At 66.9% G+C, this 25,401-nt stretch carries 16 protein-coding genes and 2 pseudogenes; 8 read left to right on the top strand and 10 right to left on the bottom strand.

Features of this window, described 5'->3' with window-relative positions; all coding sequences use genetic code 11:
- The first annotated feature begins 25 nt into the window (after nucleotides 1-25).
- The 7 genes and pseudogenes from NP552_RS01105 to NP552_RS01080 all read left to right on the top strand — a co-directional run bounded on the left by NP552_RS01105 (nucleotide 26) and on the right by NP552_RS01080 (nucleotide 9,228).
- Entirely contained in the window at nucleotides 26-583 is a 558-nt protein-coding gene (locus tag NP552_RS01105; RefSeq protein ID WP_058540206.1) for a phage tail protein, read from the top strand.
- Between the two features lie 35 nt (nucleotides 584-618).
- The gene (locus tag NP552_RS01100; RefSeq protein ID WP_043861237.1) at nucleotides 619-1,158 is read left to right on the top strand and encodes a phage tail protein; all 540 of its coding nucleotides are present in this window, start codon (nucleotides 619-621) and stop codon (nucleotides 1,156-1,158) included.
- The gene (locus tag NP552_RS01095) at nucleotides 1,151-1,696 is read left to right on the top strand and encodes a GNAT family N-acetyltransferase (protein ID WP_058540207.1); all 546 of its coding nucleotides are present in this window, start codon (nucleotides 1,151-1,153) and stop codon (nucleotides 1,694-1,696) included. The genes NP552_RS01100 and NP552_RS01095 overlap by 8 nt, the downstream gene beginning before the upstream one ends.
- A gap of 120 nt (nucleotides 1,697-1,816) precedes the next feature.
- Nucleotides 1,817-2,929, top strand: a pseudogene (locus NP552_RS01090) (IPT/TIG domain-containing protein); the annotation flags it as partial.
- Nucleotides 2,930-2,975: 46 nt separating this feature from the next.
- Nucleotides 2,976-3,191: pseudogene (locus tag NP552_RS25970) on the top strand (Ig-like domain-containing protein); the annotation flags it as partial.
- A gap of 42 nt (nucleotides 3,192-3,233) precedes the next feature.
- Complete coding sequence (locus NP552_RS01085) at nucleotides 3,234-7,091, top strand: putative Ig domain-containing protein (protein ID WP_274096300.1); 3,858 nt, start codon at nucleotides 3,234-3,236, stop codon at nucleotides 7,089-7,091.
- A 139-nt stretch (nucleotides 7,092-7,230) separates the two neighbouring features.
- Nucleotides 7,231-9,228 carry a peptidase U32 family protein gene (locus NP552_RS01080; RefSeq protein ID WP_043861235.1) on the top strand — a complete coding sequence of 666 codons (1,998 nt, stop codon included), beginning with the start codon at nucleotides 7,231-7,233 and terminating at the stop codon, nucleotides 9,226-9,228.
- A 56-nt stretch (nucleotides 9,229-9,284) separates the two neighbouring features.
- Here NP552_RS01080 and NP552_RS01075 read toward each other — a convergent pair whose 3' ends face one another.
- The 6 genes from NP552_RS01075 to ccsA all read right to left on the bottom strand — a co-directional run bounded on the left by NP552_RS01075 (nucleotide 9,285) and on the right by ccsA (nucleotide 18,003).
- Nucleotides 9,285-10,985, bottom strand: coding sequence for an AMP-binding protein (locus NP552_RS01075; protein ID WP_100632739.1), 1,701 nt, complete (start codon nucleotides 10,983-10,985; stop codon nucleotides 9,285-9,287).
- Nucleotides 10,986-11,041: 56 nt separating this feature from the next.
- Nucleotides 11,042-12,199, bottom strand: coding sequence for a quinohemoprotein amine dehydrogenase subunit beta (peaD, locus tag NP552_RS01070; protein WP_274096299.1), 1,158 nt, complete (start codon nucleotides 12,197-12,199; stop codon nucleotides 11,042-11,044).
- A gap of 31 nt (nucleotides 12,200-12,230) precedes the next feature.
- Nucleotides 12,231-12,554: a quinohemoprotein amine dehydrogenase subunit gamma gene (gene qhpC / locus NP552_RS01065; protein ID WP_054914481.1), complete on the bottom strand. Its 324-nt coding sequence runs from the start codon at nucleotides 12,552-12,554 to the stop codon at nucleotides 12,231-12,233.
- A gap of 1 nt (nucleotide 12,555) precedes the next feature.
- The gene (gene peaB / locus NP552_RS01060) at nucleotides 12,556-13,986 is read right to left on the bottom strand and encodes a quinohemoprotein amine dehydrogenase maturation protein (RefSeq protein ID WP_274096298.1); all 1,431 of its coding nucleotides are present in this window, start codon (nucleotides 13,984-13,986) and stop codon (nucleotides 12,556-12,558) included.
- Nucleotides 13,987-14,058: 72 nt separating this feature from the next.
- Nucleotides 14,059-15,624 (bottom strand): quinohemoprotein amine dehydrogenase subunit alpha, encoded by a 1,566-nt coding sequence (gene peaA, locus NP552_RS01055; RefSeq protein ID WP_274096297.1) that lies wholly within the window; start codon nucleotides 15,622-15,624, stop codon nucleotides 14,059-14,061.
- Nucleotides 15,625-15,816: 192 nt separating this feature from the next.
- Nucleotides 15,817-18,003 (bottom strand): cytochrome c biogenesis protein CcsA, encoded by a 2,187-nt coding sequence (gene ccsA, locus NP552_RS01050; protein WP_274096296.1) that lies wholly within the window; start codon nucleotides 18,001-18,003, stop codon nucleotides 15,817-15,819.
- A 303-nt stretch (nucleotides 18,004-18,306) separates the two neighbouring features.
- On the opposite strand from ccsA, the gene NP552_RS01045 reads away from it, so the two are divergent.
- Entirely contained in the window at nucleotides 18,307-19,626 is a 1,320-nt protein-coding gene (locus tag NP552_RS01045; protein ID WP_054914478.1) for a hypothetical protein, read from the top strand.
- A 4-nt stretch (nucleotides 19,627-19,630) separates the two neighbouring features.
- Here NP552_RS01045 and qhpG read toward each other — a convergent pair whose 3' ends face one another.
- The 4 genes from qhpG to NP552_RS01025 are packed head-to-tail and all read right to left on the bottom strand — an operon-like array spanning nucleotide 19,631 to nucleotide 25,250.
- Entirely contained in the window at nucleotides 19,631-20,935 is a 1,305-nt protein-coding gene (gene qhpG / locus NP552_RS01040; RefSeq protein WP_213607427.1) for a flavin-dependent monooxygenase QhpG, read from the bottom strand.
- Entirely contained in the window at nucleotides 20,928-21,608 is a 681-nt protein-coding gene (gene qhpE, locus NP552_RS01035) for a subtilisin-like serine protease QhpE (RefSeq protein ID WP_274096295.1), read from the bottom strand. Before qhpE ends, qhpG begins: the two co-directional genes overlap by 8 nt.
- Nucleotides 21,598-23,331, bottom strand: a complete 1,734-nt coding sequence (locus NP552_RS01030) for an ABC transporter ATP-binding protein (protein WP_116055342.1) — start codon at nucleotides 23,329-23,331, stop codon at nucleotides 21,598-21,600. Before NP552_RS01030 ends, qhpE begins: the two co-directional genes overlap by 11 nt.
- A gap of 5 nt (nucleotides 23,332-23,336) precedes the next feature.
- Complete coding sequence (locus tag NP552_RS01025; protein WP_088515045.1) at nucleotides 23,337-25,250, bottom strand: sigma-54-dependent Fis family transcriptional regulator; 1,914 nt, start codon at nucleotides 25,248-25,250, stop codon at nucleotides 23,337-23,339.
- Nucleotides 25,251-25,401: the final 151 nt, after the last annotated feature.

The following is a 25,401-nucleotide window of genomic DNA, read 5'->3' as shown; positions in this document are numbered from 1 at the left end:
GCTCCTTCACATCAAGGAATGAACCATGTCTGAAGCCTTTATCGGGGAAATCCGTCTGTTCGCAGGCAACTACGAGCCACAGGACTGGGCACTGTGCAATGGCCAGCTGTTGTCGATCCAGCAGAACCAGGTGTTGTTCACGCTGTTGGGCACCACCTATGGCGGTGATGGGGTCAACACCTTCGCCCTGCCCGACCTGCGCGGCCGGGTACCGGTAGGCGCCGGCGCAGGCCCCGGCCTCACGCAGCGCAACCTGGGCCAGGCAATGGGCAGTGCACAGACCACCATTGGCGTGCAACACATGCCCGCTCACTCGCATACCTTTTACGCCAGCACGCAGTTGGCCGATGCCGCCTCGCCGGTCGACACCCAGGCACCGGCCTCGCGCACACTCGGGGTGTTCACCGCGCAAAGCTCGACCAAGGGGCTGTACAGCAACGGCGGCACCAACCCCAACGTCACACTGAACTCCGCGGCAGTGTCGGTGGCGCCAGGCGGCGGGCAACCACATGCCAACCTGATGGGCAGCATGGCGCTCAACTACATCATCGCGCTGGCCGGGATCTACCCGTCGCAGCAGTAAGCCCACCCCTCTCTGAATCAAGGAAAGAGCATTCCATGGACGCTTTCTATGGTGAAATCAGGCTTCTGCCCTACAGTTTCGTGCCGCAGAATTTTCTTCCCTGCGACGGGCGTTCGTTGTTGATCCAGCAGTACAGCGTGCTGTTTTCGGTGATCGGCAACCGATTCGGCGGCGATGGCAAGACCACGTTCATGCTGCCCAATCTCAATGGTCGTGTGGTGATGGGAGCCGGCCAGGGTACCGGGTTGCCAAACGCAGCCTTCGCCAGTACCGCTGGCGCCGACAAGGTAGCGCTCAATTCCTTGAACTACCCGCCACACAACCATGGGTTCACCGCGCGCGATGGTACCGAGCCGGACCAGAGGGTCGACATCCCGAGCACCACCACCTACCTGGCCCAGCCACGCAACATCAACCTGTACAACACTGTGGGCACCACGCAGACGCTGGCCGAAGGCAGCATGACTGACGCCGGCACTGGCAACGGCAACATCGAGCGCAACCTGATGCAACCCTACCTGGCGCTGGCGTACTGCATCTGCGTCGAAGGGGAGTACCCGATCCGCAATGACTAGCCTCGAGCGCCTGGCCCGCCTGCTGCCATCGTCGTTCGTTCCCGGCCTGCGCCTGCAGGCCGAGGCGGATGACGGGTTTCTGCGGGCGCTGTTCGTGACGCGCCGCTGGGAAGAGGTGCGTGCCGCACCAGGGTGGACCGACGCGCAGCGGGTCGCGTTTCTGCACGCCCAAGCCGAGCTGCAGCAACGCCACTACGCCCTGCACTATCGCTCGGCCGAATTCCTGTTGCTGGAGCACCAGGGGCAACCGATCGGCAGGTTGTGCCTGCAGGTGGACGCCAGCGAAGTGCGGGTGGTCGATATCGCCTTGCTGCCTGCCTGGCAGGGCAAGGGGCTGGGCAGCACCCTGCTGGCTGCGGTGCTCGCGCTGGCCGACGGCCAGCACACGCGCTGTGCCCTGAGTGTGGAGCCGTTCAACCCGGCGCGCCGGCTGTATGCGCGCCTGGGCTTCGAGGTAGTTAGCGAGCAGGGCTTGTACCTGCAGATGCAACGGCCACTGACGCAGACCTGTGCCGAGGGTGCCCCCATGGAACCCTGACCACGCCGCCGTTACCTCCACGCTGCAAAACCCGCACTGCCAGTCACGGCATACGGGTTGTTCCGATGACTCTTGACCCGCGCCGCAAGCGAGTAATACCGCTACCTGGCAGGAAGCCCCATGAACAGATCCCTGATTGACCTTCGTCACCGCATGGCCCGCAGCATTGCATTGCTGGGCCTGATGCTCGTCTCGCTGCTGCTGTGCGGCCAGGCCAGTGCCGCCCCGACCCTTTCCCCCGCCAGTGGCACCGCCCTGCCGGATGTGGCGGTCAACACACCGATAGACACTTTCACTATCACCGCCACCGGCGGCGCCATGCCGATCTTCGAGTGGTACGAATGTGACCAGGATGACACCAGCATGCCGACCAACTGCCTGCCGCCCGGTCTGGTTCTGGAAACGTCGCCTGGAAGTGCGACCACCACCCTGCATGGCACCCCCACAGCCATCGGCAACTACGATTTCTGGATTTCGGCCCTTGACAGCAACGACGTCGTGGGCAAGGCCCGTTACACCCTCAAGGTCACAGGCGCAACACCGCCCCTGACCCTGACCGCCGTATCGCCCGGCAGCGGCCCCGCCATCGGCGGCACCTCTGTGACCCTGACCGGCACCAATTTTGTCGGCGTCACCGACGTGACATTCGCTGGTGTGCCCGCTACCAACATCATCGTCGTTTCCCCGACCTCGATAACCGCCACCGTCCCCGCCTACACGGCAGGCCCGGTCAACGTGACGGTCACAACGGCAAGCGGTACGAGCACGCTGACCAATGGTTTCACCTACCTCGCCGTACCGACCCTGACCATCGCTACGCCCAATTCCGGCGCCACCACCGGCGGCAATCAAGTGTTTATCTCAGGCACAGGCCTGACCGGCACCACCAGCCTCACCTTTGGCGGCACACCGGCAAGCAGCTTCACCGTCAACAGTTCGACATCGATCACCGCCATTGCGCCCGCGCATGCCGCCGGGCCCGTCAATGTCGTGGCCACCACGCCGGGGGGCAGTGCCACTTCGGTCAATGCCTATACCTACCTCGCCGTGCCGACCCTGAACACCGTCACCCCCAACTCAGGCCCCATCGGCGGTGGCACCAGCGTGACCCTCACGGGCACCGGCCTGACCGGCGCCAGCAGCGTCACCTTTGGCGGAGTATCGGCAACCGGCTGGACCATCAACAGCCCCACCCAGATCACCGCCACAATCCCGGCCGGCAACGCCGGCGTGGTCAACGTGAGTGTCACCACTGCCGCCGGCTCGGCGTCGTTGACCAATGCCTTCACCTACATTGCACCGCCGGTTGCCGGCCCGGTCAGCGCCTCTGTCGGCCACAACAGCAGCGCGAACCCTGTCACACTCAGCCTCTCGGGGGGGCGTCGCCAGCAGCGTGGCCATCAGTACCTCAGCAAGCCACGGCACAGTAACGGCCAGCGGCACCAGCGTCACCTACACACCCACGGTCGGTTATGCAGGCACGGACAGCTTCACCTATACCGCCACCAACAGTGCAGGCACCTCTGCCCCGGCGACCGTGACCGTTACCGTCGGTTCCCCGACCATCAGCATCGCCCCTGCATCACTGCCTGCGGGTACTGCCGGTATCGCCTACAGCACCACCTCGCTGGCTGCCAGCGGGGGTAACGCGCCCTACGCCTTTTCGCTTGCATCTGGAGCCTTGCCCAGCGGCCTGACCCTGGCATCCAACGGCACGCTCAGCGGCACGCCGACCAGCAGCGGCAACTTCAGCTTCACGGCCAAGGTCACCGACGCGTTCAGCTACACCGGCACGCGCAGCTATACACTGACCATCGTTGCCGGCAGCATGGCCATCACCCCGGCGACATTGCCGGCCCCCATTTACAGCAGCAGCTACAGCCAACAGCTCACCGTCAGTGGGGGTGTCGCGCCCTACACCTTCAGCATCAACGGTGGCAGCCTACCGACCGGAATCGCCCTTTCCAGTACCGGTACCCTGACCGGAAGCCCCTCCAAAGCCGGTACTTACACCTTCAGCGTCACGGCGGTCGACAGCTCCAGCAACCTCACCAGCGTCAGTCAGACCTATACCCTCACCATTGCCACGCCCTTCATAGACATCACGCCGATTACCTTGCCCGCAGCTACGGTGGGCACGGGGTACAGCACGTCGATCAGCGCCAGCGGTGGGGTTGCACCCTTCGACTACGGTATCGCCTTCGGCGCGCTGCCTGCAGGAATGAGCCTTACCAGCACAGGCACCCTGAGTGGCACACCAACTACCGCCGGTACGTTCACTTTCGGGGTGCGGGCCAGTGATACCAACAGATTCACCGGAGTGCGTCCCTATTCCTTCGTGGTTGGCCAGCAAGCGCCGGTAGCCGCCAATATCAACCAAACCCTCGCAGCCAACAGCGGCGCCAGCACGATCAGCGCAAGCCTCAGCGGGGGGCCGACCACCAGCCTGGCCGTGGTGACACCCCCTGCACATGGCACCGTCAACATCACCGGGGCCACGGGTTTCACCTATACCCCGACCCCAGGCTATGCCGGCGTCGACAGCTTTACCTATACCGCCACCGGCCCGGGAGGGACTTCGGCGCCTGCCACCGTCAACCTCGCCATCACGCCACCCACCGTGGTTATCGGCACGACCACACTGGCCAACGCCACCCAGAACGTGCCCTACACGGCCAGTATCAGTGCCAGTGGCGGAACCGCGCCGTACAGCTACACCATCGTTTCGGGCGCCCTGCCGTCCGGCATGACCCTGGCCCCGACCGGCAGCCTGGCCGGTACGCCAACCGCACCCGGCACCAGCAGCTTTACCGTCAGGGTGACTGACAGCCAGAATTTCCAGGCAAGCCAGGCGCTGAGCCTGACAGTCGTGGCGCAGGCGCCCGTGGTCGGCAACGTGTCGGCCAGTGTGGCCGCCAACACCAGCAACAACCCGCTGACCCTGAACCTGGGCAGTGCCCCGGTCACCAGCGTGGCCGTGGCCAGCAACCCACAGCACGGTACTGCGCAGGTCAGTGGCACCAGCATCACCTACACCCCGACTGCCGGTTACTCGGGCATTGACAGCTTCACCTACACCGCCACCGGCCCGGGCGGCACCTCGGCACCTGCCACGGTGAACGTTACCGTTACCCCGCCAACCCTGGTGCTAAGCCCAGCGTCAGGCTCGCTGCCGCCAGGCACCGTGGGCACCGCCTACAGCTTCGGCCTGGGTGCCAGCGGCGGGATGGCGCCGTACAGCTATGCCATCGGCGGCAGTCTGCCCAATGGGTTGACACTCAACACCTCGACCGGGGTGATCAGCGGCACGCCGACCGAGGCCGCCAACGCCACGCTGACCGTTACCGCCACCGATGCCAACGGTGCCACCGGCAGCCGTACGCTGAGCCTGACAGTCGTGGCACAGGCGCCCGTGGTCGGCAACGTGTCGGCCAGTGTGGCCGCCAACAGCCGCAACAACCCGCTGACCCTGAGCCTGGGCAGTGCCCCGGTCACAAGCGTGGCCGTGGCCAGCAACCCACAGCACGGTACTGCGCAGGTCAGTGGCACCCGCATCAGCTACACCCCGACTGCCGGTTACTCGGGCATTGACAGCTTCACCTACACCGCCACCGGCCCGGGCGGCACCTCGGCAGCCGCCACGGTGAGCCTCACCATCACCCCACCGACGCTGGTAATGAGCCCGGCCTCCGGCCCACTGCCGCCAGGCACCGTGGGCAGCGCCTACAGCTTCGGCCTGGGTGCCAGCGGCGGGATGGCGCCGTACAGCTACGCCATCGGCGCCGGCAGCCTGCCCAATGGCCTGCAGCTCGACCCGGCGACCGGGGTGATCAGCGGCACGCCGACCGAGGCCGCCAACGCCACGCTGACCGTTACCGCCACCGACGCCAACGGCGCCACCGGCAGCCGCAGCATTACCCTGGCGATCGCCGCCCAGGTGGTCACCGTGGTGTCATCCAGCGAGGCGCTCAGCCCCGGTGCTGTCGCCAGCGTCGACCTTACCCGTGGGGCCACCGGAGGGCCGTTCCTGCGCGCCCGCGTGCTGTCGTTGAGCCCTGCGTCAGCCGGGCATGCCAGCCTGACATCGGTGGCCCCTGCGCGAGCAGCGCGTGCCGCCCTGTCCGGTTTCAACCTGCGCTTCGTGCCTGCCGCTGCCTTTGCCGGCACAGCAGTGGTCACCTTCAGCCTGGAGAGCACCAGCGGTGCCAGCGCGACCGGCACCGTGACCTTCAGCGTGCAGGCACGTCCCGACCCCAGCAAGGACGCCGAAGTGATCGGCCTGCTCAACGCGCAATCGCGCGCAGCGGATCGTTTTGCCAGCACCCAGATGGACAACTTCAACCGGCGCCTGGAGCAACTGCACCGCCCTACCTGTGACCGCAACGCGTTCAACGCCAACGTTCAACATGGCCGCGACAACCTCGGCCTGGGCAGCCTGGGCAAGGCGCTGCGCGACGAGCTCGAAGGCAACGGCAAGGGCAATGACGACGAGGACGCGGACGACACCCGTCGCAAACAGCGCGACACCGCCCGCGCCACCTCCGGCGAGTGCGTCGAAGAGGCCGTGGCCTACTGGACCGATGGCTTCATCAACACCGGTTCCAACCGCGCACGCGGCGCCAAGGACAACAGCTTCGTCACCTACGGACTGAGCGCCGGCGTCGACTATCGCCTGTCGCCAAGGGCCGTGGTGGGCATCGGTTTTGGCTACGGCAACGACCGCGCCGACATCGGCGAGCAGGACACCCGCAGCGAGGCCGACGCCCTGGGCCTGGCGGCGTACCTGAGCGTCAACCCGCTGTCGGAGATCTACATCGATGCACTGCTGGGCTACAACCGCATCCGCTTCGACTCGCGCCGCTACGTCACTGCCGACCCGTCCAACGGCTATGCCCATGGCTCGCGCGACGCCGACCAGCTGTTCGCCTCGCTGACCGCCAGCTACGAGTACCGCGAAGGCGCCCTGTCGCTGGCGCCGTACACACGGCTGAACGCCAGCTTCACCAAGCTGGACGACTTCAGCGAACGGGGCGGCGGTATCTACGGGCTGTCGTACGAACAACAGCGCCAGCGGACCTTCACCTCGTTCCTGGGCGTGCGCAGCGGCTACGACATCCAGACCGGCGCCGGCGTGCTCACGCCGCGGGTCGGGCTGGCGTGGGGTCACAACTTCAGCCACAGCGACGACTACCGCATGCGCTACACCGACCAGACCAACGACGGCGTGCTGTATCGCCTGTCACCCGACCCGATGGACAGCAACTTCGTCGACCTGGACCTGGGCCTGGACTTCAGCCTCAGCCAGAGCTGGCGCCTGGGCTTCTCGTACAAGACCGCGCTGGCCACCGACGAGCGCAACGAGATGTTCCGCATCGGCCTGGACGGGCGCTTCTGACCCCTGCCCTGGCGCCCCTTTGCCGGCCTCACCGGCGAAGGGGGCTGGTCAATCTGCATGACGCCTGTCGGCAAAGGTGCCGACAGCGCGTTGCGCGGCTACAATGCGCGGCTACCGTGACCAGCCAGACTAAAAAGACATGTCCCTACCCAAGCATCACCTGGAATTGCTCAGCCCCGCCCGCGACGTGGCGATTGCCCGCGAGGCGATCCTGCATGGCGCCGATGCGGTGTACCTGGGTGGCCCGAGCTTCGGTGCCCGCCACAACGCCTGCAACGAGGTGAGCGATATCGCCGGGCTGGTGGAGTTTGCCCACCGCTACCACGCGCGGGTGTTCACCACCATCAACACCATCCTGCACGACAACGAGCTGGAGCCGGCGCGCAAGCTGATCCACCAGCTGTACGACGCCGGCGTCGACGCGCTGATCGTGCAGGACCTGGGGGTGATGGAGCTGGACATTCCGCCCATCGAGCTGCACGCCAGCACCCAGACCGACATCCGCACCCTGGCACGGGCCAAATTCCTCGACCAGGCCGGCTTCTCGCAGCTGGTGCTGGCCCGCGAGCTGAACCTGCAGGAAATCCGCGCCATCGCCGACGAAACCGACGCGGCCATCGAGTTCTTCATTCATGGCGCGCTGTGCGTGGCGTTCTCCGGGCAGTGCAACATCTCCCACGCCCAGACCGGACGCAGTGCCAACCGTGGCGACTGTTCCCAGGCCTGTCGCCTGCCCTACACCCTCAAGGACGAAAAAGGCGGCGTGATCGCCTACGAGAAGCACCTGCTGTCGATGAAGGACAACAACCAGAGCGCCAACATCCGCGCCCTGGTAGAGGCTGGCGTGCGTTCGTTCAAGATCGAGGGCCGCTACAAGGACATGGGCTACGTGAAGAACATCACCGCCTACTACCGCCAGCGCCTGGACGAAGTGCTCGAAGACCGCACCGACCTGGCCCGCGCCTCCAGCGGCCATACCGCGCACTTCTTCGTGCCCGACCCGGACAAGACCTTCCACCGCGGCAGCACCGACTACTTCGTGAGCGAGCGCAAGATCGACATCGGCGCGTTCGATTCGCCCACCTTCACCGGCCTGCCGGTGGGTGTGGTGGAAAAGGTCGGCAAGCGCGACCTGCAGGTGGTCACCCATGCACCGCTGTCCAACGGCGACGGCCTCAACGTGCTGGTCAAGCGTGAGGTGGTCGGCTTTCGTGCCAACATCGCCGAGGCCAGGGGCGAGTTCGACGAAGACGGCGAAAAGCGCTACCGCTACCGCGTAGAGCCCAACGAGATGCCCAAGGGCCTGCACCAGCTGCGCCCCAACCATCCGCTGAGCCGCAACCTGGACCACAACTGGCAGCAGGCGCTGCAGAAGACGTCGGCCGAACGCCGTATCGGCCTGGGCTGGGTCGCGCAGTTGCGTGAACACGGCCTTGAGCTGACCGCCACCAGCGAGGAAGGCATCAGCGCCAGTGCCACCCTGCCCGGCCCGTTCGGCCCGGCCAACAAGCCGGAGCAGGCGCTGGAGCAACTGCACGACCTGCTCGGCCAGCTGGGCACCACCCAGTACCACGCCACCGGCATTCGCCTGGATGCGCCGCAGGCGTACTTCATTCCCAACTCCCAGCTCAAGGCGCTGCGCCGCGACGTGATCGAGAGCCTCACCGCCGCCCGCGTTGCCGCGCACCCGCGCGGCAGCCGCAAGGCCGAGACGGTGCCGGCGCCGGTATACCCCGAGTCGCACCTGTCGTTCCTGGCCAACGTGTACAACCAGAAGGCCCGCGACTTCTACCACCGCCACGGGGTCAAGCTGATCGATGCGGCCTACGAGGCCCACGAAGAGCCCGGCGAAGTGCCGGTGATGATCACCAAGCACTGCCTGCGCTTCTCGTTCAACCTGTGCCCCAAACAGGCCAAGGGCGTCACCGGCGTGCGCACCAAGGTTGCGCCCATGCAGCTGATTCACGGTGACGAGGTACTGACCCTGAAGTTCGACTGCAAGCCGTGCGAGATGCACGTGATCGGCAAGATGAAGGGGCACATCCTCGACCTGCCGCAACCGGGCAGCGTGAAGCACATCGTGGGCCATATCAGCCCCGAAGACCTGCTCAAGACCGTGCCGCGCGGCACGCACTGAGTGCCGCCCGGGCGGTCATGCGCCCTGCATGACCGCCCGCACCCGGCGGCGCAGGCCTACCCCCTGGCCGCCAGCTGGCCTTGCCTGGCCAGGGTCAGTTCCTCGATGCTGATCTCGCGCATGCGAAACTTCTGCACCTTGCCGGTGACCGTCATGGGGAACTCGTCCACCAGGCGAAAGTGCCGCGGCACCTTGAAGTGGGCGATCTGCGCCCTGGCCCATTCGCGCAGTTCGTCTTCGCTGGCACTGTGTCCGGGGTGGAACTTGACCCAGGCCACGATCTCCTCGCCATAACGGCTGCACGGAATGCCGATCACCTGTACGTCGGCGATGGCCGGGTGGGTGAAGAAGAACTCCTCCAGCTCCCGCGGGTAGATGTTCTCGCCCCCGCGAATGATCATGTCCTTGCTGCGCCCGACGATGCGCACATAGCCCTGCTCGTCCATCACCGCCAGGTCGCCGGTGTGCATCCAGCCCTCGTGGTCGATGCTCGCGGTGGTGGCCTCGGGGTTTTCCCAGTAGCCGAGCATGACACTGTAGCCACGGGTGCACAGCTCGCCGATCTGCCCGCGGGGTACCGTGAGCCCGTCGCTGTCCACCAGCTTGCTCTCCAGGCACGGCTGAGTACGCCCCACGGAGGTGACGCGCAGCTCCAGGTCGTCCTCGGCGGCGGTCTGCAGCGACACCGGGCTGGTCTCGGTCATGCCATAGGCGATCTGCACCTCGCTCATGTGCATCTCGTCGATCACCCGGCGCATCACCTCGATCGGGCAGGTAGCGCCGGCCATGATCCCGGTGCGCAGGCTCGACAGGTCGAATTCATGCCGCTGCGGGTGGTCCAGTTCGGCGATGAACATGGTCGGCACACCGTAGAGCGCGGTGGCGCGCTCCTCGGCAACGGCGCGCAGGGTGCTCAGCGGGTCGAAGGCATCCCCGGGGTAGATCATGGTCGAGCCATGGGTCAGGCAGCCCAGGTTGCCCATGACCATGCCGAAGCAGTGGTACAGCGGCACCGGGATCACCAGCCGGTCGTGCTCGGTCAGGCCCAGGCTCTCGCCGACCATGTAGCCGTTGTTGAGGATGTTGTGGTGGCTGAGGGTCGCCCCCTTGGGGAAACCCGTGGTGCCGGAGGTGTACTGGATATTGATCGGGTCGTGCCAGTGCAGGCCGGCCTGGCGCTCGGCCAGGGCCTGCACGGTCACCGCCTCGGCCATGCCTTGCAGGCCCGCCCAGGGCAGAAAGCCTGGGGGTGGTTGCTCGGCCAGGCTCACCACGCCGCGCAGGGCCGGCAGGCGCTGGCAGTTCAGGCTGCCGGGGGCGACGCTGGCCAGCTCCGGCACCAGGCCGAGGAGCATCGCGTGGTAGTCGCTGGTCTTGAACGCGTCGGCGCAGATAACCCAGTTGCAGCCGGACTGCTTGAGCGCGTATTCCAGCTCGCTGCTGCGATAGGCCGGGTTGATGTTGACCAGGATCACGCCGACCTTGGCGCTGGCGAACTGGGTGATGCACCACTGCGCGCAGTTGGGCGCCCAGATGCCCAGGCGATCGCCGCGCTGCAGCCCCAGGGCCAGCAGGGCCCGGGCGTGGCGCTCGACCTCCTCGGCCAGTTGCTGCCAGCTGTAGCGCAGGCCCTGGTGGCGCACCACCAGCGCTTCACGCGCGGCGAACCTGGCCGCGGTGGCGTCGAACGCCGCGCCGATGGTCATGGCGAGCAGGTCCTTGTCCTGACGCCCCTGGGTATAGCTCGGTTGATTCATGGTTGCCCCTTGTGATTGTTATGGGCCGGCGCAGGCGGTTGCCCGCCTGCGTTGAGTCAGCGGGTGAATACCTGTGCGGTACCGGTGGCCATGTCGCCGCCTGGCAGCTTGATGTTCGCCACCAGCTCCAGGCTGTCCGGGTCGTACACCGCCACGTCGTTGAAGGTGCCGGTCAGGTACAGCTTGCTGCCGGCCTTGTCGAAGCTGATGCAGTAGTACGAATGCGCCAGGTTCGCGGCCTTGATCAGCTTCTGCTGCTTGATGTCGTACTTGGCCAGGCGGTTGAGTACGCCGAACATCTGGTTGGGGTCCTTGGGCGAGCGCATGCCGGTGAAGTACACCTCGGTGACCGGGGCAAAGTCCTGAACCTGGGTCTTGCCGGTGGTCAGGTCGACGCTGACGTAGCCGTAGACGAAGTCGGCGGTGTCAGCATCCTGTTTCTCGTCCTTGTACTTGGCGGCGGTGTAGAGCAACGAGAAATCACGTCGGGCGGTCTGGTGAGACCAGATGTAGAGCAGGTCCGGCGGGCTGTATTGCGGGCGCTTCCAGCTGCCGGTGGGCAAGGCCACGCTGTACTGGCCGGTCTTCACGTCCAGCTTGTAGATGTCGCGCCCGGCCATGTACAGGCTGCCGTCGTCCGCGGCCTGCATGATCGAGATCTGCCTCGGTACCTCGAAGGTGCGCAGCGGCTGGGCGTTCAACCCGGCGTCGGTGGCGTACACCTGCAGGCGCGGCGCCTGCACCGCATAGTGGTCGTTGAGAATCTGCGTGGGGTTGGCCACGCTGTACAGTTCCTTGCCGTCCGGGCTGACGGCGAGCGACAGCATCGACTTGGCCTGCTCGCCCGGCTTGAACGCCAGGCGCGCATGGAACACCGTCTTGCAGGTGTCCAGCTCGATGCCGTAGATATCGCCGTAGTGGTTGTTGAGCACGTAGGCGACCTTCTTGTCCGGCGCCACCTGCGCCGCGCCCGGGCCGAAGGCGTCGGGCATCTGGCAGGTCTTGTACAGCGTGTCGCTGGCCACGTCGATCAGGTGCAGGTTGTTGGGGTAGTTGGTGGCCAGCAGGTATTCCTTGCCCGGCTTGAGCGCAGGCCCCGACGCGTTGGCGGGTACGTCGCTGGCGGCGAAGGCCAGGCCGACACCGGCAGCGGTGCAGATGGCAAACAGACCCAAGCTCGTCGCGGCCATGCGGCCGATGAACTGAAGCTTCATAGCGGTATCCTTTTTTATTCTTGTCGTCAGGTCACTTGTCGTTCGGGAACACGGTGGTGAGATTGCGCCAGCCCTCGTCGGAGCTTTGCGCGTCCTTGTTCCAGTCGGGGAAGGTGCTCATCATGTCCGGCACCTGGGCCGGCCACCAGCACGGGTCGGAGCAGCCATAGAGGTCTGCCTCCATCGGCTGGCACAACGACGCCACCCCCCCGAACACGTCCACCTCCCAGCCCGGGTCGGTGGTGGCGGTGCACCCGGCCACGCTGCTCATTGCCACCACTTCCTCGAGACGGTCTTCGGCGGCGGCCTGTTCCAGAATCAGTGCCTTGTTGTTCAGCGGCTTCAGATGTTTCATGTCAGTGCGCCTTCCGCGGGGTGATGTAACTGCTGATGAAGGCCGGGTTGGCGGCCATGATGCGGCTGTAGACCTCGATGCCGAAGTCCACCCAGTCGCGCATCAGTTCGCAGTAGTGGTAGGTGGGATGGGTGGGGTCGCCATAGCGGGCGTAGCTTTCGTGGTAGCAGCCGCCGGAACACAGGTTGCGAATGTGGCAGGTGTCGCAGCCGGTACCGCTGCGGTCCAGGCGCTGGGACAGGAAGTCGTTGAGCTCGGCCTGCTTGACCTCGCCGTGCACGTTGCCGAAGGTCGGCAGGCTGGAGCCGGTGAAACGGTGGCACAGGTTGAGCTCGCCCTTGTGGTCGACCGCCAGCATTTTCAGCCCGGCCCCACAGGGCAGCGCCTTCTTGTGGCCTTCGTGGATGTCGGTGACCAGCTGGTGCAGGTTGGAAAAACCGATGTTGCGGTGCTCCAGCGCCGCCTCCAGGTAGCGCCGGCCCAGGGCCTTCATGTTGGCGAACACCTCCACCAGTTCGTCGCCGGTGAGGTTGAAGTCGGACATGTCGCCCGAGGTGACCGGCGCAAAGCCGACCTCGGCAAAGCCCAGCTCGTTGAACAGGTGGTTCCAGATGGTCTCCACGTCGGTGATGCCACGGGTCAGCGTCACCCGCGCGCCCACCGGGCGGCTGCGGTAACGCGACAGCAGCAGGTCGACCTTGCGCCGCACCACGTCGTAGGTGCCCTGCCCGCCCACCGTGATGCGGTTGCGGTCGTGCACGGTCTTGGGCCCGTCGATGCTCACCGACAGCCCGAAGCGATGGGCATTGAGGTAGTCGACGATCTCTTCGGTGAGCAGCGTGGCGTTGGTGGTCATGATGAATTCCACCTGCTTGCCGGCCTCGGCAAAGCGGCGCTCGCAGTAGTTGACCATGTGCTCGATCAGTGGGCGGTTGGACAACGGCTCGCCGCCGAAGAACACCACGCTGTAGCGCTCCTCGTCGGGCGACTCGCGCAGCAGCATCTCCACCGAGGCCTCGGCGGTGTCGGCGCCCATCTTCTTGCCGGCCGAGGGTTTGTCCAGGTCCTCCTTGTAGCAGTAGGTGCAACTGAGGTTGCAGCCGGTGTTGACGTTCAGCACCACGGTGTTGAGCGCTGTGCGCTCGACCCGGCTGATGCCCAGCTCCGGGGTCAGCGGCGAGCCGTCGTTGACCACTTCCAGCGCGATCAGCTCGCGCAGGGTCTCGTTGACGTCATGCCCGGCGAAGCGTCCGGCCAGACGCAGCACCAGGTCTTCGCTGGTGCAGCTCTGCACGCGCAGGGCGTCGATGATGCCGCCGGTAACGTCATCGGTGGCGAACAGCGAGCTGCTGGGGATGTGGAACAGCATGCGGTCGTCGTCCACCCGCACTTCGTGCAGGTTGCGTTCGACCAGATTCAATAATGCACCCATGGTGACCTCCGCAAATGTGACGATTCGTCGTGGCAAAGCCGGGCGAGACGCGCTCGCCCACCGCCTTCGCGGTCAGGGCAGCGGCGGGCTGTTCCAGCGCTGCACCGTGACGATCAGTTGCCCTTCGCCTTGCAGGCCACCCTCCTCCAGCTGGGCGATCACCTTCAGGTTGCCGACGTTGTTGGCCATCATCCTGCGCTGCGGGTTCGGCCCGGCGCCGGCAGGCAGGAACACCCCGTCGCGCTGCATGGTGCCGGCGAACTTCACGTCCTCGTCGTCCCTGGCCTGCTCGTTGAACGGCTCCACCGTCCATTTGGCCGGCAGGTAGCCGATGCGGTAAGGCTGGCCATCGGCGCCCTTGCCCCACGCCTCGGCCTCGAAGCGGCCCTGCACCTTGGGCGTGGTGCCGCCGTTCTCGCCGATGCGCGCCACCGAATACGCCGGCACCACCTTGACCTCGGCGACCTCGGTGTACACCGCAAGGTCCACGCCCTTGAGCGCACCCAGGGCCACGTTGCGCAGCCCCGGCGCGGCATCGGCTGCCGCCTTGACCTTGACCCGCAACAGCTGCGGGGTGCTTTCCAGCACCTTGACCACCTCAACGCCTGCGCCCAGGTCCGGGGTGCCGGACAGGCCGCTGCCCACCAGGGTCAGCTCGGCCTCGTTGCCGGCGCGGATGAACGCCGGCTGTACCGCCAGCAGGCGGGGGCTGTCCTGCCTGGCCGCGCTGAAGTCCAGGCCGCGCTCGTCGTGCTCGGTCTCGAACATGCGCCCTTTCATCTCGCCGTTCAGGGCCGCGAATACCTGATGCATGCGCACATCGCCGATCTTCAGGTTGCCGCGCCATTCGTAGCCGTTGTATACGATGGCCGAGCCGCTGCCATTGAACGGCGTGCCGTCGGCATACTGACCCTTGACCTCGATGTTGAAGGTGTCGCCGCTGTCGTGGGTCACGCTCATCACGCCGCGCACATCGCCCCTGGTCATCATGTGGCCGCTGAAGCTCCACTGCCCCGGCAGTGCGTCGGCGCCCGGCTTGCTCTTCTGCCAGTCGCTCCAGGCCTGACTCTCAAGCGGGTAGTCCTTGGCCAGCTGGGGCGCCACTTCGTTGCGCGCCAACCCCAGCCAGTCGCGGTCGCGGGACATCATCTGGTATTCCAGCGACGGCCAGCGCCCCAGGTGGAACTCCACCAGGCGTTCCCATTCCTGCAGCGGCCGACGCTGCAGCGCCACCCGCGCGCCGGAGTGACAGCGGGCACACATCTGGTTGAGGGGTTCGTCGAACTTCTCCACGGTGTTCAGGCGCCGCTCCATCGCGTAGCGCATGCCATCGGTTTCGCTGGGTGCCAGCCCCTGCCTGTCGGCCAGGTACTTGACCACCGAGCGACGGTCTTCATCGCTGATCTTCACGCCGTACATCAACTGCATGCGCGCAATGCTCATCAGCCAGCCTTCGGGTGTCTTGCGCTGGTGGCTGATGCGGCTCAGGGCGTCGTTGCCCTCGGGGGTATGGCAGGCCATGCACTTGGCATTGAGAATCGCCTTGCCATCTTCGGCCACGGCGGGGGGCAGAACAGCACAGGCCAGCATGGCCAGGGTGCCGGCACTCAGGTAATGCCAGAGTCGTGTTGTCTTCAAGGTCAGGCCTCCACGGTATTGTTTTTATAAATCGTCCGCGCCCGGCGAGGGGCTGTACTGCACATCTGACTCACACCAAGCAGAGTGCATGCCAACAAAATCAATTCCTTGTTTAACAACTAGTTACTGGATACTCATGATAAACAACATTGATTCAAGCGCTGCCCGGGCGTGCAATTTCGCGATGACTGTCTAACTCTGAGACAGCTGAGACCACTGCCTGGCCGGGTGAGCCTGGCCCGGCAGCACCAGCATACCCAGCACCATCGCCAGCAACCCCAGCCACACCAGCGACACGAACGGATAGCGCCGTACCACGATCACCCCCTGGATCGCGTCGCCACCGTCCAGCGTGCCGGCGGCCGTCATCAGGCGTGGCGAGGCCGGTACCCATACCTGCAGGTCCTGGGCCCAGCCGCGCACGATGAAGGGGTGCAGCACATAGCCCGGGTCGCCCACATGGCGTGCATAACGGTAGTCGAGGATTTCGCACAGCTGTCGCACCGGGCCCTGATAGGCCGGCGGCAATGCGCGCCGGTCCTGGAACAGCGCGTGCCCGGCGATGACCTGGTCGTCGCTGCGCAACTGCACCTGCGCCACCGCCTGGTAGCCCGAGAAGTTCTGCTGGCTGCTTACCGGCAGCACGCGCACCTGCAACTGATCGGCCACCCGGTGCCACGCCTGCGGTGATGAAGCCGGGGCAATATTGATGGGCATGTAGGTATTGAGTGCCGTGGCCAGCAGGCCACCGGCCAGCGCCACCATCGCCCCACCGTGAATCAGCGCCAACGGCGCCGTATGACGCAGGGTGCCGAGCCGGCGGCTGCGCCACAGTACCCGCATGCCCCAGGCCAGGCACGCCAGCAGCAGGAACATTCCGGCCAGCAGGGCCGCATCCAGCCACGGCAGCACCTGCACGATGCGCTGGGACAGCACCCCTTCGCCGGTGTAGCGCGAGGTCAGCCAGGCACCGCGCCAGGCCGTCAGCGCTACCCACAGCGCCATGCCCAGGGTAATCAGGCCGGCATAGCGCGCCGGCAGGCTGCGCCGCAGGAACACCCACCCGCCGAGCAGCCCGAGCAAGCCGATGACGGGCATCAGCCACTTGCCCAGGGCATGGCCGTCCACGTCCCAGTGATCGAAGGCCCGGCGCAGACCGGCCAGCTCCTCGGCACTGGCCCACACGGCCAGGGTCTCGAAGAACGGCTTGAGCTCCGAGGCCTTCTCCAGCGCCAGCCACTGACCGACATGAGCGCCGAGCAGTTGGCCCACCGCCAGCAATGCGGCCACGGCGAACAGCCACATCGACAGGTCCAGCCCCCAGTCCGAAGCCGACCGGCGCACTGGGCGGGCCTTCGCCGCCGGCCGCCTGAACGCTCGCCAGGTAAACCACAGCATCAGGCCGAGGATGCCCCCCGCCAGCGCCAGGTGCCCCAGCCATGAAGTGGTACCGATATAGCGGTGTGAACTGGCCAGCACCTCGCTGCGCGTCACCGACATGGCGATGCAGGCCAGCGCGGCAGTCAGCAGGCTGAACAGCGGCAGCGCGCGCCAGTGGCGGCCCTGCGGCCGCCAGCGCCGTGCCCCGTGCAGTACCGCGCCGAGCATCGCCCACACCGCGAAGGCGGCTGTCTGCACCGGGTCCCAGTGCCATAGCTGGCCGAAGGTGAAGTCTTCGAGCGCCCACACCATGCCCATGCCGATGCCGGCGGTCAGTACCAGCCAGGCGCGCCTGCCGTAGGTACATGCCAGCGCACCGTAGGCGTCGCCGGTACGTGCCAGTGCATCCAGCGCAGCACCGGCCGGGGCGATGGCCCAGGCATAGGCGGCGATAATCAGCGGCGCGTGAAACGCCATCCAGATCGTCTGCAGGTGTGCGTTCATGCCCTGGCTCGCCTGGGCCGCCAGCCAGTCGGCCGGCGTTGCCGTGAACGGCCCCAACCCGGCGGCAGTGAGGGTGTACCAGGCCGCCACCAGCGCATTGGCGCGCCCGGCCCAGCCCGGCAGCGCGGCATTGCGCACGCCGATGCCCATGCACAGGGTTGCCAGCAGCAGCACGGTGCCTTCATCGCCGCCCCACAGGTTGGCGACCTTGAGGTAGGCCGGCAGCGTGGCGCTGCTGTACAGCCAGATGTAGCGCAGCTGGAAATGGTCGGCCAGCAGGTGCATCACCAGGCTCAGGCACGCCGCACACAGCCCCACCAGCGCCAGCCGCCAGAGTATCTGGCGCAGCCGGGCGCGCACGGCGCCCAGTACCACCAGCCCGGCAATCAGCACCAGCAGCAGGTTGCCCACCTGGGGCAGCCACCACAGCAGCGCGCAGCACAGCAGCAGCCCCAGGGCCGGTGGCCAGCACGTATCCCATCGCAGATCGCTCACGACGCCCACTCCTTCTTGTTGTTGTGCAAGCGGCCATACAAGTACTGCGCCAGGCCAGGTTTCACCTGCCAGAACAGCAGCTTGGCCGGTTTCAAGGCATCCTGGGAGTGCGTGCGTGTGTGCCGTTCTGAGACAGTCGATGGGCGGCTGAGACAGTACGGCCCGCCTCGATCTCGCCGGGCTGGGAGACAAATCGCCGACATTTCATCGGGTTGCACGCGTCGTGCAGGCATGGCGCAGTAGTTGCTTGGGCCGGTGCAGCTCGCTGCACACCTTCGATAACAACAAGAAAGGAGCACACCGATGATTCGAGCCGCCCGCACGCCCTTGGCGCTGACGCTTGCCCTCATGGCCTGCAGCGCCCAGGCCCACGAGCTGTACAACAACGAGGGCCGCGTGCTGAACGCCGACCTCGAGGCCCTGTTCGGCGTATTTCACAGTGACGAAAGCTACGCGGTGGGCGGCAACCGTCAGCCCGGCAGCAGTGCCTGGCGCGAGGGCTATATCAAGTATGGGCTGAGTGCGAGCCAGGCACTGGGCGCCGCGGGCACGGCCTACGGCGCGTTCAACCTGGTCAGCTCCGGTACCTGGGGCGACGGCGACGCCGCCGGCCTGACCCTGGGCAGCGAACGGCGCACCGGCGTCGAGGATGCCTACCTGGGCTGGCGCTCCGGCGACCTGTTCCCGGCGCTGGGCAAGGACGGCGTGGACGTTTCCGCCGGCCGCCAGACGCTGACCCTGGGCGACGGCTTTCTGATCCAGGGTGATCCGGTCAACCTTGGCAAGGTCGACCTGGGCGCGAACTTCAACCGCGGCGGCGCCTATTACCTGGCCGCGCGCAAGGCCTTCGACCGCACGGCCGTACTGCGCCTGGGCGGCAGCGAGGGCCTGCGCGGCGACCTGATGTGGCTGAAGTCGGACAACCATTACCAGGCCGATACCGAGCTTGCCATCGCCAACCTAGAACAGGTGGGCGAAGCCGGCACCCTGGGCATTTCATGGATTCGCGGCCTGGATGTCGACCGGCGCTATGCGTCGATCCTGGGCCTGCAGGAGCGCGATGGCATGGATACTGTCAGCCTGCGTGGGCGCGGCAGCCTGGGGGTCAAGGACCTGGAGGTGGCCGCCGAATACGTGACCCAGGACAAGCGCAGCGGGCGCGAGAACGCCTGGTACCTGGAAGGCGCCTGGACCTTCTCCGAGGTGCCCTGGAGCCCGACCGCCACCTACCGCTACAGCCGCTTCTCGAATGCCTTCGACCCGCTGTTCTACGGGGCCAGCCGCGGCTACGGCACCTGGTTCCAGGGCGAGGTCGCGGCCAACTATGCCGGCCCGTTCAACAGCAACAGCCAGGTGCATCACGTGGGCCTCAAGGCCACGCCACGGGAGAACCTGACCCTTGGCGCGCTGTACTTCGACTTCGATACCCTGGACAAGGCGCGTGGCAACCTGGGTGGCCGCGAGCTGGACCTGTACGTGGAGTGGATGGTCAACGAGCACCTGCTGATCAGCCCGCTGCTGGGTTTCTACAAGCCTGATCGCAGTGCCGACAACGGCGGCCTGCAGCTGGGCAGCAGCGACACCAGCACCTACCTGCAACTGCTGGTGGGCACCTTTTTCTGAGGTGTCACACTGGATACCCCTGCGCGGCCAGCCAGCCGCGCAGCCTGGCCTGTTCCGGCGCCGGCCTGCCGTGCAGCAGCCACTGCAATGGCTGACCGGCCTGAACCCCACGTACCAACGGGGCCAGCGGCACGCCGTCGAGGTGCCAGATACCCAGCGGCTGGTCGGGCCCCACCACCACCTCGGCCTGTTCGATGAAGCCGTGGCTCACCACCGGGCGCTGCTGCACCTGCCATTGGCGGAAGTCCCCGGCCAGGTGCAGTGGTTGCGCATCCGGCCACACCTGGCGCGGGCCCCAGAACGCTTGCCCGGCCTTGTCTGCCTCCTGGGCATAGAAATCCCGGCCAATGCGGGCGAAGCGCAGGAACAGCTGCTCGATACGTTCCTGATGAAAGCGCAGGGCCAGCGCCTGCTGCCCGGGGCGGCGCAGCAGGGTGTTGATCACTGCGGGCGCCTGCAGGGCCGAGGAAAGCGACTGGAAGATGCCGTTGCCCGACAGCGGGTCCACCGCCATGGCGGCGTCGCCGATGCGCAGCCAGTTGTGCCCCGCGCATGCGCCTGCCAGGATCGCCGTGCTGCTGCGCGCATGCACCGGCACCGCCTGCCCGGCCGCCGCGCCGAATACCTCGGCCACCAGTGCCGATTCGCCCCGACGCCGGGCACAGTACTCAGGCAGGTGCGCCTTGCCCGGCAGACCGCCGGCGCTGCTGTCCAGGCTGATCTGCCAATAGCAGCGGCCATCGGCCAGGCGCGCCATCCAGGCCCAGCCGTCGGCCAGGCTCTGCACCGCCGACACCGGCTCGGCCGGCGCGCCCTGCCACACACTGAGCAGGCTGACACTTTCGGGGCCGCGCAGGCGGCTCGCCGTCAACGGGGCCTGGCGCCCGCGTGCCTCCACCAGAAAATCGGCATGCAGCACCCGGCCATCGTTAAGCTGCACCTGGTGCGCGTGCGCCGTGCTGTGCAGCTTGCTCACCCGTGCTTCGATCAAGCCCACGCCGGCCCGGCGCAGGTCATCGCGCAGGGCGGCATCGAAACGGCGGCGGTCCAGCAGGCATTCCTGGTTCAGCCATTGCTGCTGGCCATTCCAGTGCACCTGGCGGCGCGCGGGCATGGCTGCCTGTTCCAGTGCGCTGCCTAGGCCGGCATGGCGCAGGCCGTCGAGCACCCGTTGGGACACACCCTCCACCGCCTCGAACCGGCGCCAGTCACACACCAGCTCGACCGTGTAGCCCAGGCGCTGCAACCCCATGGCGCACGCCGCGCCTGCGGGCCCGGCGCCCAGTATCAGGATGCGCGGCTCAGCCATGCACGCCCCCACGGCGTTCTGCGCCAATGAAGGCGGCCTGTTGGCGCAGATGGGCCAGTACCTGTTCGCGACCCGCGTTCGGCTGCGCCGTCAACAGTGCGCGCACCTGGCCGCACAGCGCCGCACTGGCCAGGCTCGCCCCCGCCACGCCGCTAGCCGGATCGACCGCAGCGCCGAAATCGGCCTGGGGCGTGTCGAGCCACGACCATTGGCCCGGCGCGCAGCGGGCATCGCCGGTTACCCGAATCACCCCCGGATAACGCGCCGGGTACACCGGCGCACCGCGCGCCGGGCTCGATGCGCACAGCAGCACCCCGGCCTCGACGGCCACGGCGCAGGCCGCACGCAGTACATTGCGGTCCTGCTGCAGGCCCAGGCTCAGGTTGACCAGCATCGCGCCCTGCTCCACCAGCCACAGCAGCGCCGCCGCCACCTGCAATGCCGAGGTCTGCCAGTGGCGGTCGAACACCTGCGCCACCAGCACCTCGCCGGCACCGCCCTGGGCCAGCAGGCAGTCGAGTACCCGGCTGCCATGCCCCAGGACATCGGCCTGCACCTGCCCCTCGCGCAACTCGCCGTGCTCCAGCCAGAAACGCCGGCCACCGGCGATAGGCCCGGCCTGATGCGCCGAGCACCCGCTGTCGATCACCCCGACACGCAGGCTAGTGCCCATGCCGCACGGGCTGCGGCTGTACACAGCGCAGTTGCCCGTCCTCGAGGTGCAGGTGAAGGTCCGCGCCGTCCAGGGTGGACGGCCGGTGGCTGATCAGGATGCGCGTGCGCCCGGCGAACAGCTGGTCGATGGCCGCGATCACCTCGCGCTCGGTGGCCTCGTCGACCGCCGAGGTGGCTTCGTCGAGCACCAGGATCGATGGCTGCTGCAACAGGGCGCGGGCAATCGCGATGCGTTGTTTCTGCCCACCGGACAACTGCTGCCCACGTTCACCCAGCGGCCCGTCCAGGCCCAGGGGCAGGCTGTGCACCAGGCTGTCCAGGCGCGCCAGGCCCACCACCTGTTCCAGTTCTGCACGGCTCGCGTCGGGCCGGCAGTAGGCCAGGTTCTGCGCCAGGGTGCCGCGAAACAGCACGATGTCCTGGCTGACCACCGCAATGCGCCGGCGCAGTGCCAGCAGATCGAGGTCGCGCAGGTCCTGGCCGTCGAGCAGGATGCGCCCCTGGTCCGGGTCGTAGAAGCGTTGCAGCAGGTCGATCAGGGTCGACTTGCCAACCCCCGAAGCGCCGCTGATGGCAACCTTGAGCCCGGCGCCGATGCACACCCGGGCATCCTGCAGCACCGCGCCACGACGCTGCTCATGGGCAAAGCACACTCCTTCAAGGCGCAGCTCGCCGCCGCCGTCACGCATCGGCTGCGGCGCGGCCGGCTGGGTCACGCTGACCGGCTCCTGCTGCAACTCCATCACCCGGCCCAGGCTCACGGCCATGCGCTGGACCGCCACGTACAGGCCCAACAGGCTCTGCACCGGCCCCACCGCCATGCCCAGATAAGTGGAAAAGGCGATCAGCGCGCCCAGTTGCCAGGTGCCCTGGATCACCCAATAGCCGCCCACCAGAAACGCCGCGGCGCGGCACAGCGAGGTCAGGGTGCCCGGCACCGCCTGGGTCAGGAACTCGGTCACCTGCACCTTGAGCAGTTGCCCCATGTAGCCCTGGCCCAGTCGCCCCAGGCGCCCGGCTTCGCGCTGCTGCTGGCCCGCGGCCTGGATGAACTTCATCGCCGGCAGGGTCTCGACCAGAAACGACGAGACATCGGCCGAGCGTTCGCGCAGCTGGCGCACCTCGCGCTCGACCTTGCGCCGCATCCAGCGCAGCCACAGCACCTCGATGGGAATCAGCACCGCCAGCAGCAGGGTCAGCTGCCACGACAGCATCAGCATCAGGCTCACTGCGCCCACCAGGCCGATCAGGCTGGAAACCGCCGAAAACAGCGAATCCACCGCAAAACGCTGGATTTCCGCGACGTCGCCATCGAGCCGCGAAAGGATGTCGCCCAGCCGCTTGCGCCCGTAGAAGCTGGGCGACAGCTGCTGCAGGTGGCCATACAGGTCGTCGCGCAGGGCGAACAGGATGCGCCCCGACAGGCGCGTGTGCAGGTAGCGGTTGACCCCCGACAGCACGGTGCTCGCCAGCCCCACGCCAACCATGATCGCCGCCATGTGCCACAGCACCTCGAAGTCCTTGGCCAGCAGGCCCTCGTCGATCAGGGTCTTGACCAGCCAGGGCTGGGCCAGCACCAGCAGCGAGGCGCCCAGCGACAACCCCAGCAGCACGCCGATCGCCCGCCCGTGGGGCCGCACGAAGCCGTACAGCCAGGCCAGCGCCCGGCGCATCAGCTGCGGGTCGTCGGTATTGACCAGGCGCAGCAGCACTCGACCCAGGCGGTTCAACTGCGCAGCTGCTTGATCTTGCGGTACAGCGTGGCGCGGCTGATGCCCAGGGCATCGGCTGCCGCGGTGATGTTGCCGTGATGACGCGCCAGGGCGCCACGGATCAGCTCCTCCTCGTTTTCGCGGATGCTGCCCGGCTGCTGGGTGCTGCCCCTGAGGTCTTCAAGCAGGCAGTCGGTCAGGTGTTCCAGGCCCAGCAGTGGCTCGCCCGGCTCGCGCATGGCCACCGCCGAGCGCAGCACCATCTCCAGCTGGCGGATGTTGCCGGGCCAGTCGTAGTTGTTCAGCAACGCGGCCAGCTCCTTGCTCAGGCGCACGCCGTGGGCGCCGAACTTGTGCAGCAGGCTGTCGATCAGGGTGCCCAGGTCGTCGCGCTCGCGCAGTGCCGGCAGGCGCAGACTCACGCCGTTGATTCGGTAGTAGAGGTCTTCGCGAAACTGCTGCTCAAGCACGTGGCGCTTGAGGTCGCGGTGGGTGGCGCAGATCACCGCCACGTCGATGTCCTGCTCTTCGCCGGCGCCCAGCGGCGCCACCCGGCGCTCCTGCAATACCCGCAGCAGGCGTGCCTGCAGGGCCAGCGGCATGTCGCCCACCTCGTCGAGAAACAGGGTGCCGCCGTGGGCCTGCATCAGGCGCCCGACCATGCCGCCACGGCGCGAGCCGGTGAAGGCCCCTTCGCGGTAGCCGAACAGTTCGGACTCGATCAGCCCCTCGGGTATGGCCGCACAGTTGACCGCCACGAACGGCTTGCCGGCACGCGGGCTGGCCTGGTGCAGGGCGCGCGCTACCACTTCCTTGCCGGTGCCGGTTTCGCCCAGCAGCAGCACCGGCAGTTCGTTCTTCAGGCCCTGCAGGGCCATGCGCAAGGTGCGCGCAAGGCTGCTGTCGCGCCCGGCCAGGGCCTCGAGGTCGACGCTCTTCTGCGCGGCCACCGGGGCAGCGGGTGCAGGTGTCGCGGCAATCACGGGCTGGCGCGGCAGGTGCTGGGAGCGGAAGTAGAACTCGCCCTTGGCGGTCTGCACGCTGCTGATGCCGCCCTGCCATACCCGGCTGATGAAGGCGCTGGAGCGTTCGCCGATCAAGTCGCTGCAGCTGCGCCCCACCAGGGCGGCGCGCGATACCTGCAGCAAGGCGCAGGCCTGGTCGTTGGCGGCCAGCACCTCGCCGTCCAGGCTCAGGGCAAGCAGGCCGTGCCAGGCGCTGCCCAGGTACTGCGGGCGGTTGTGGAAGGCCACCACCAGTTGCTCGGGGTAGCACAGGCCGAACATGCGGCTTTCGATGTTGCCGGCCGCCAGCAGCAGCGTCGAGAGATTGTCCTGGGGCTGGGCCATGACGCCTTCGCGGGTGAGGTCGAGCACCCCGATGATCTCGCCGCGCGGGTCGCGCAGCGGTACCGAGGTGCAGGAGAACGGGCTCAGGCGGTCCAGGTAGTGTTCGCCGCAGTTGATCAGCGTGGGGCGCCCTTCCACCACGGCGGTGCCGATGGCATTGGTGCCGCGCACCGACTCGCTCCAGCAACTGCCCGGGTGCAGGTCGCGCAACCCGGTCTGGCGCAGTGGCTCGGTGTTGCCCTCGATGGCCAGCACGTTGGCCTGGGCGTCGCCGAGGATGATGATGCCGCCCTTGCCCTGGCGCGACACCAGGTACTCCAGCTCTGGCGTGGCGGCATCGATCAGCAGCCGGTTGCTTTCCAGCAGGCGCTTGAGTTCACCGCGCTGCGGGGCGGCCAGCTCGTGCCGCTCGCCTTCGAGGCAACTCAGGCCATGGCCGAGGCTGCGCCGCCACGAGGCATCGATCTCGTCGCGCAACATGCCCAGCGGCAACTCCCCGTCATGGACCAGTTTCATGCGTGCCTGGCGTGACTCCTGCAAAGGGTCAGCGGCGTTTTTTATTAGAATGGTGCGTGCCATCGCTTACTCCAGCGCCCGTCGAACGTTGTGCACTTAAGGCAATGTAACTCAAGGGAGTGTGCTTGAGATTTGCAGGGCCGTCACCCGCAGGCGCCGACAACCTGATCGGCAGAGTGGCACAAGGTTACGTTTACGTAAAGGTGATGAATCG

It is taken from the genome of Pseudomonas sp. 8209 (assembly GCF_028682105.1).
GTDB lineage: Bacteria > Pseudomonadota > Gammaproteobacteria > Pseudomonadales > Pseudomonadaceae > Aquipseudomonas > Aquipseudomonas palmensis.
This window is presented reverse-complemented; position numbering and strand designations above follow the sequence as displayed.

Coding starts and splice junctions, on each gene's coding strand:
- NP552_RS01105 (WP_058540206.1), top strand. CDS start 26: ATGTCTGAAGCCTTTATCGGGGAAATCCGTCTGTTCGCAGGCAACTAC.
- NP552_RS01100 (WP_043861237.1), top strand. CDS start 619: ATGGACGCTTTCTATGGTGAAATCAGGCTTCTGCCCTACAGTTTCGTG.
- NP552_RS01095 (WP_058540207.1), top strand. CDS start 1,151: ATGACTAGCCTCGAGCGCCTGGCCCGCCTGCTGCCATCGTCGTTCGTT.
- NP552_RS01080 (WP_043861235.1), top strand. CDS start 7,231: ATGTCCCTACCCAAGCATCACCTGGAATTGCTCAGCCCCGCCCGCGAC.
- NP552_RS01075 (WP_100632739.1), bottom strand. CDS start 10,985: ATGAATCAACCGAGCTATACCCAGGGGCGTCAGGACAAGGACCTGCTC.
- peaD (WP_274096299.1), bottom strand. CDS start 12,199: ATGAAGCTTCAGTTCATCGGCCGCATGGCCGCGACGAGCTTGGGTCTG.
- qhpC (WP_054914481.1), bottom strand. CDS start 12,554: ATGAAACATCTGAAGCCGCTGAACAACAAGGCACTGATTCTGGAACAG.
- peaB (WP_274096298.1), bottom strand. CDS start 13,986: ATGGGTGCATTATTGAATCTGGTCGAACGCAACCTGCACGAAGTGCGG.
- NP552_RS01045 (WP_054914478.1), top strand. CDS start 18,307: ATGATTCGAGCCGCCCGCACGCCCTTGGCGCTGACGCTTGCCCTCATG.
- qhpG (WP_213607427.1), bottom strand. CDS start 20,935: ATGGCTGAGCCGCGCATCCTGATACTGGGCGCCGGGCCCGCAGGCGCG.
- qhpE (WP_274096295.1), bottom strand. CDS start 21,608: ATGGGCACTAGCCTGCGTGTCGGGGTGATCGACAGCGGGTGCTCGGCG.
- NP552_RS01025 (WP_088515045.1), bottom strand. CDS start 25,250: ATGGCACGCACCATTCTAATAAAAAACGCCGCTGACCCTTTGCAGGAG.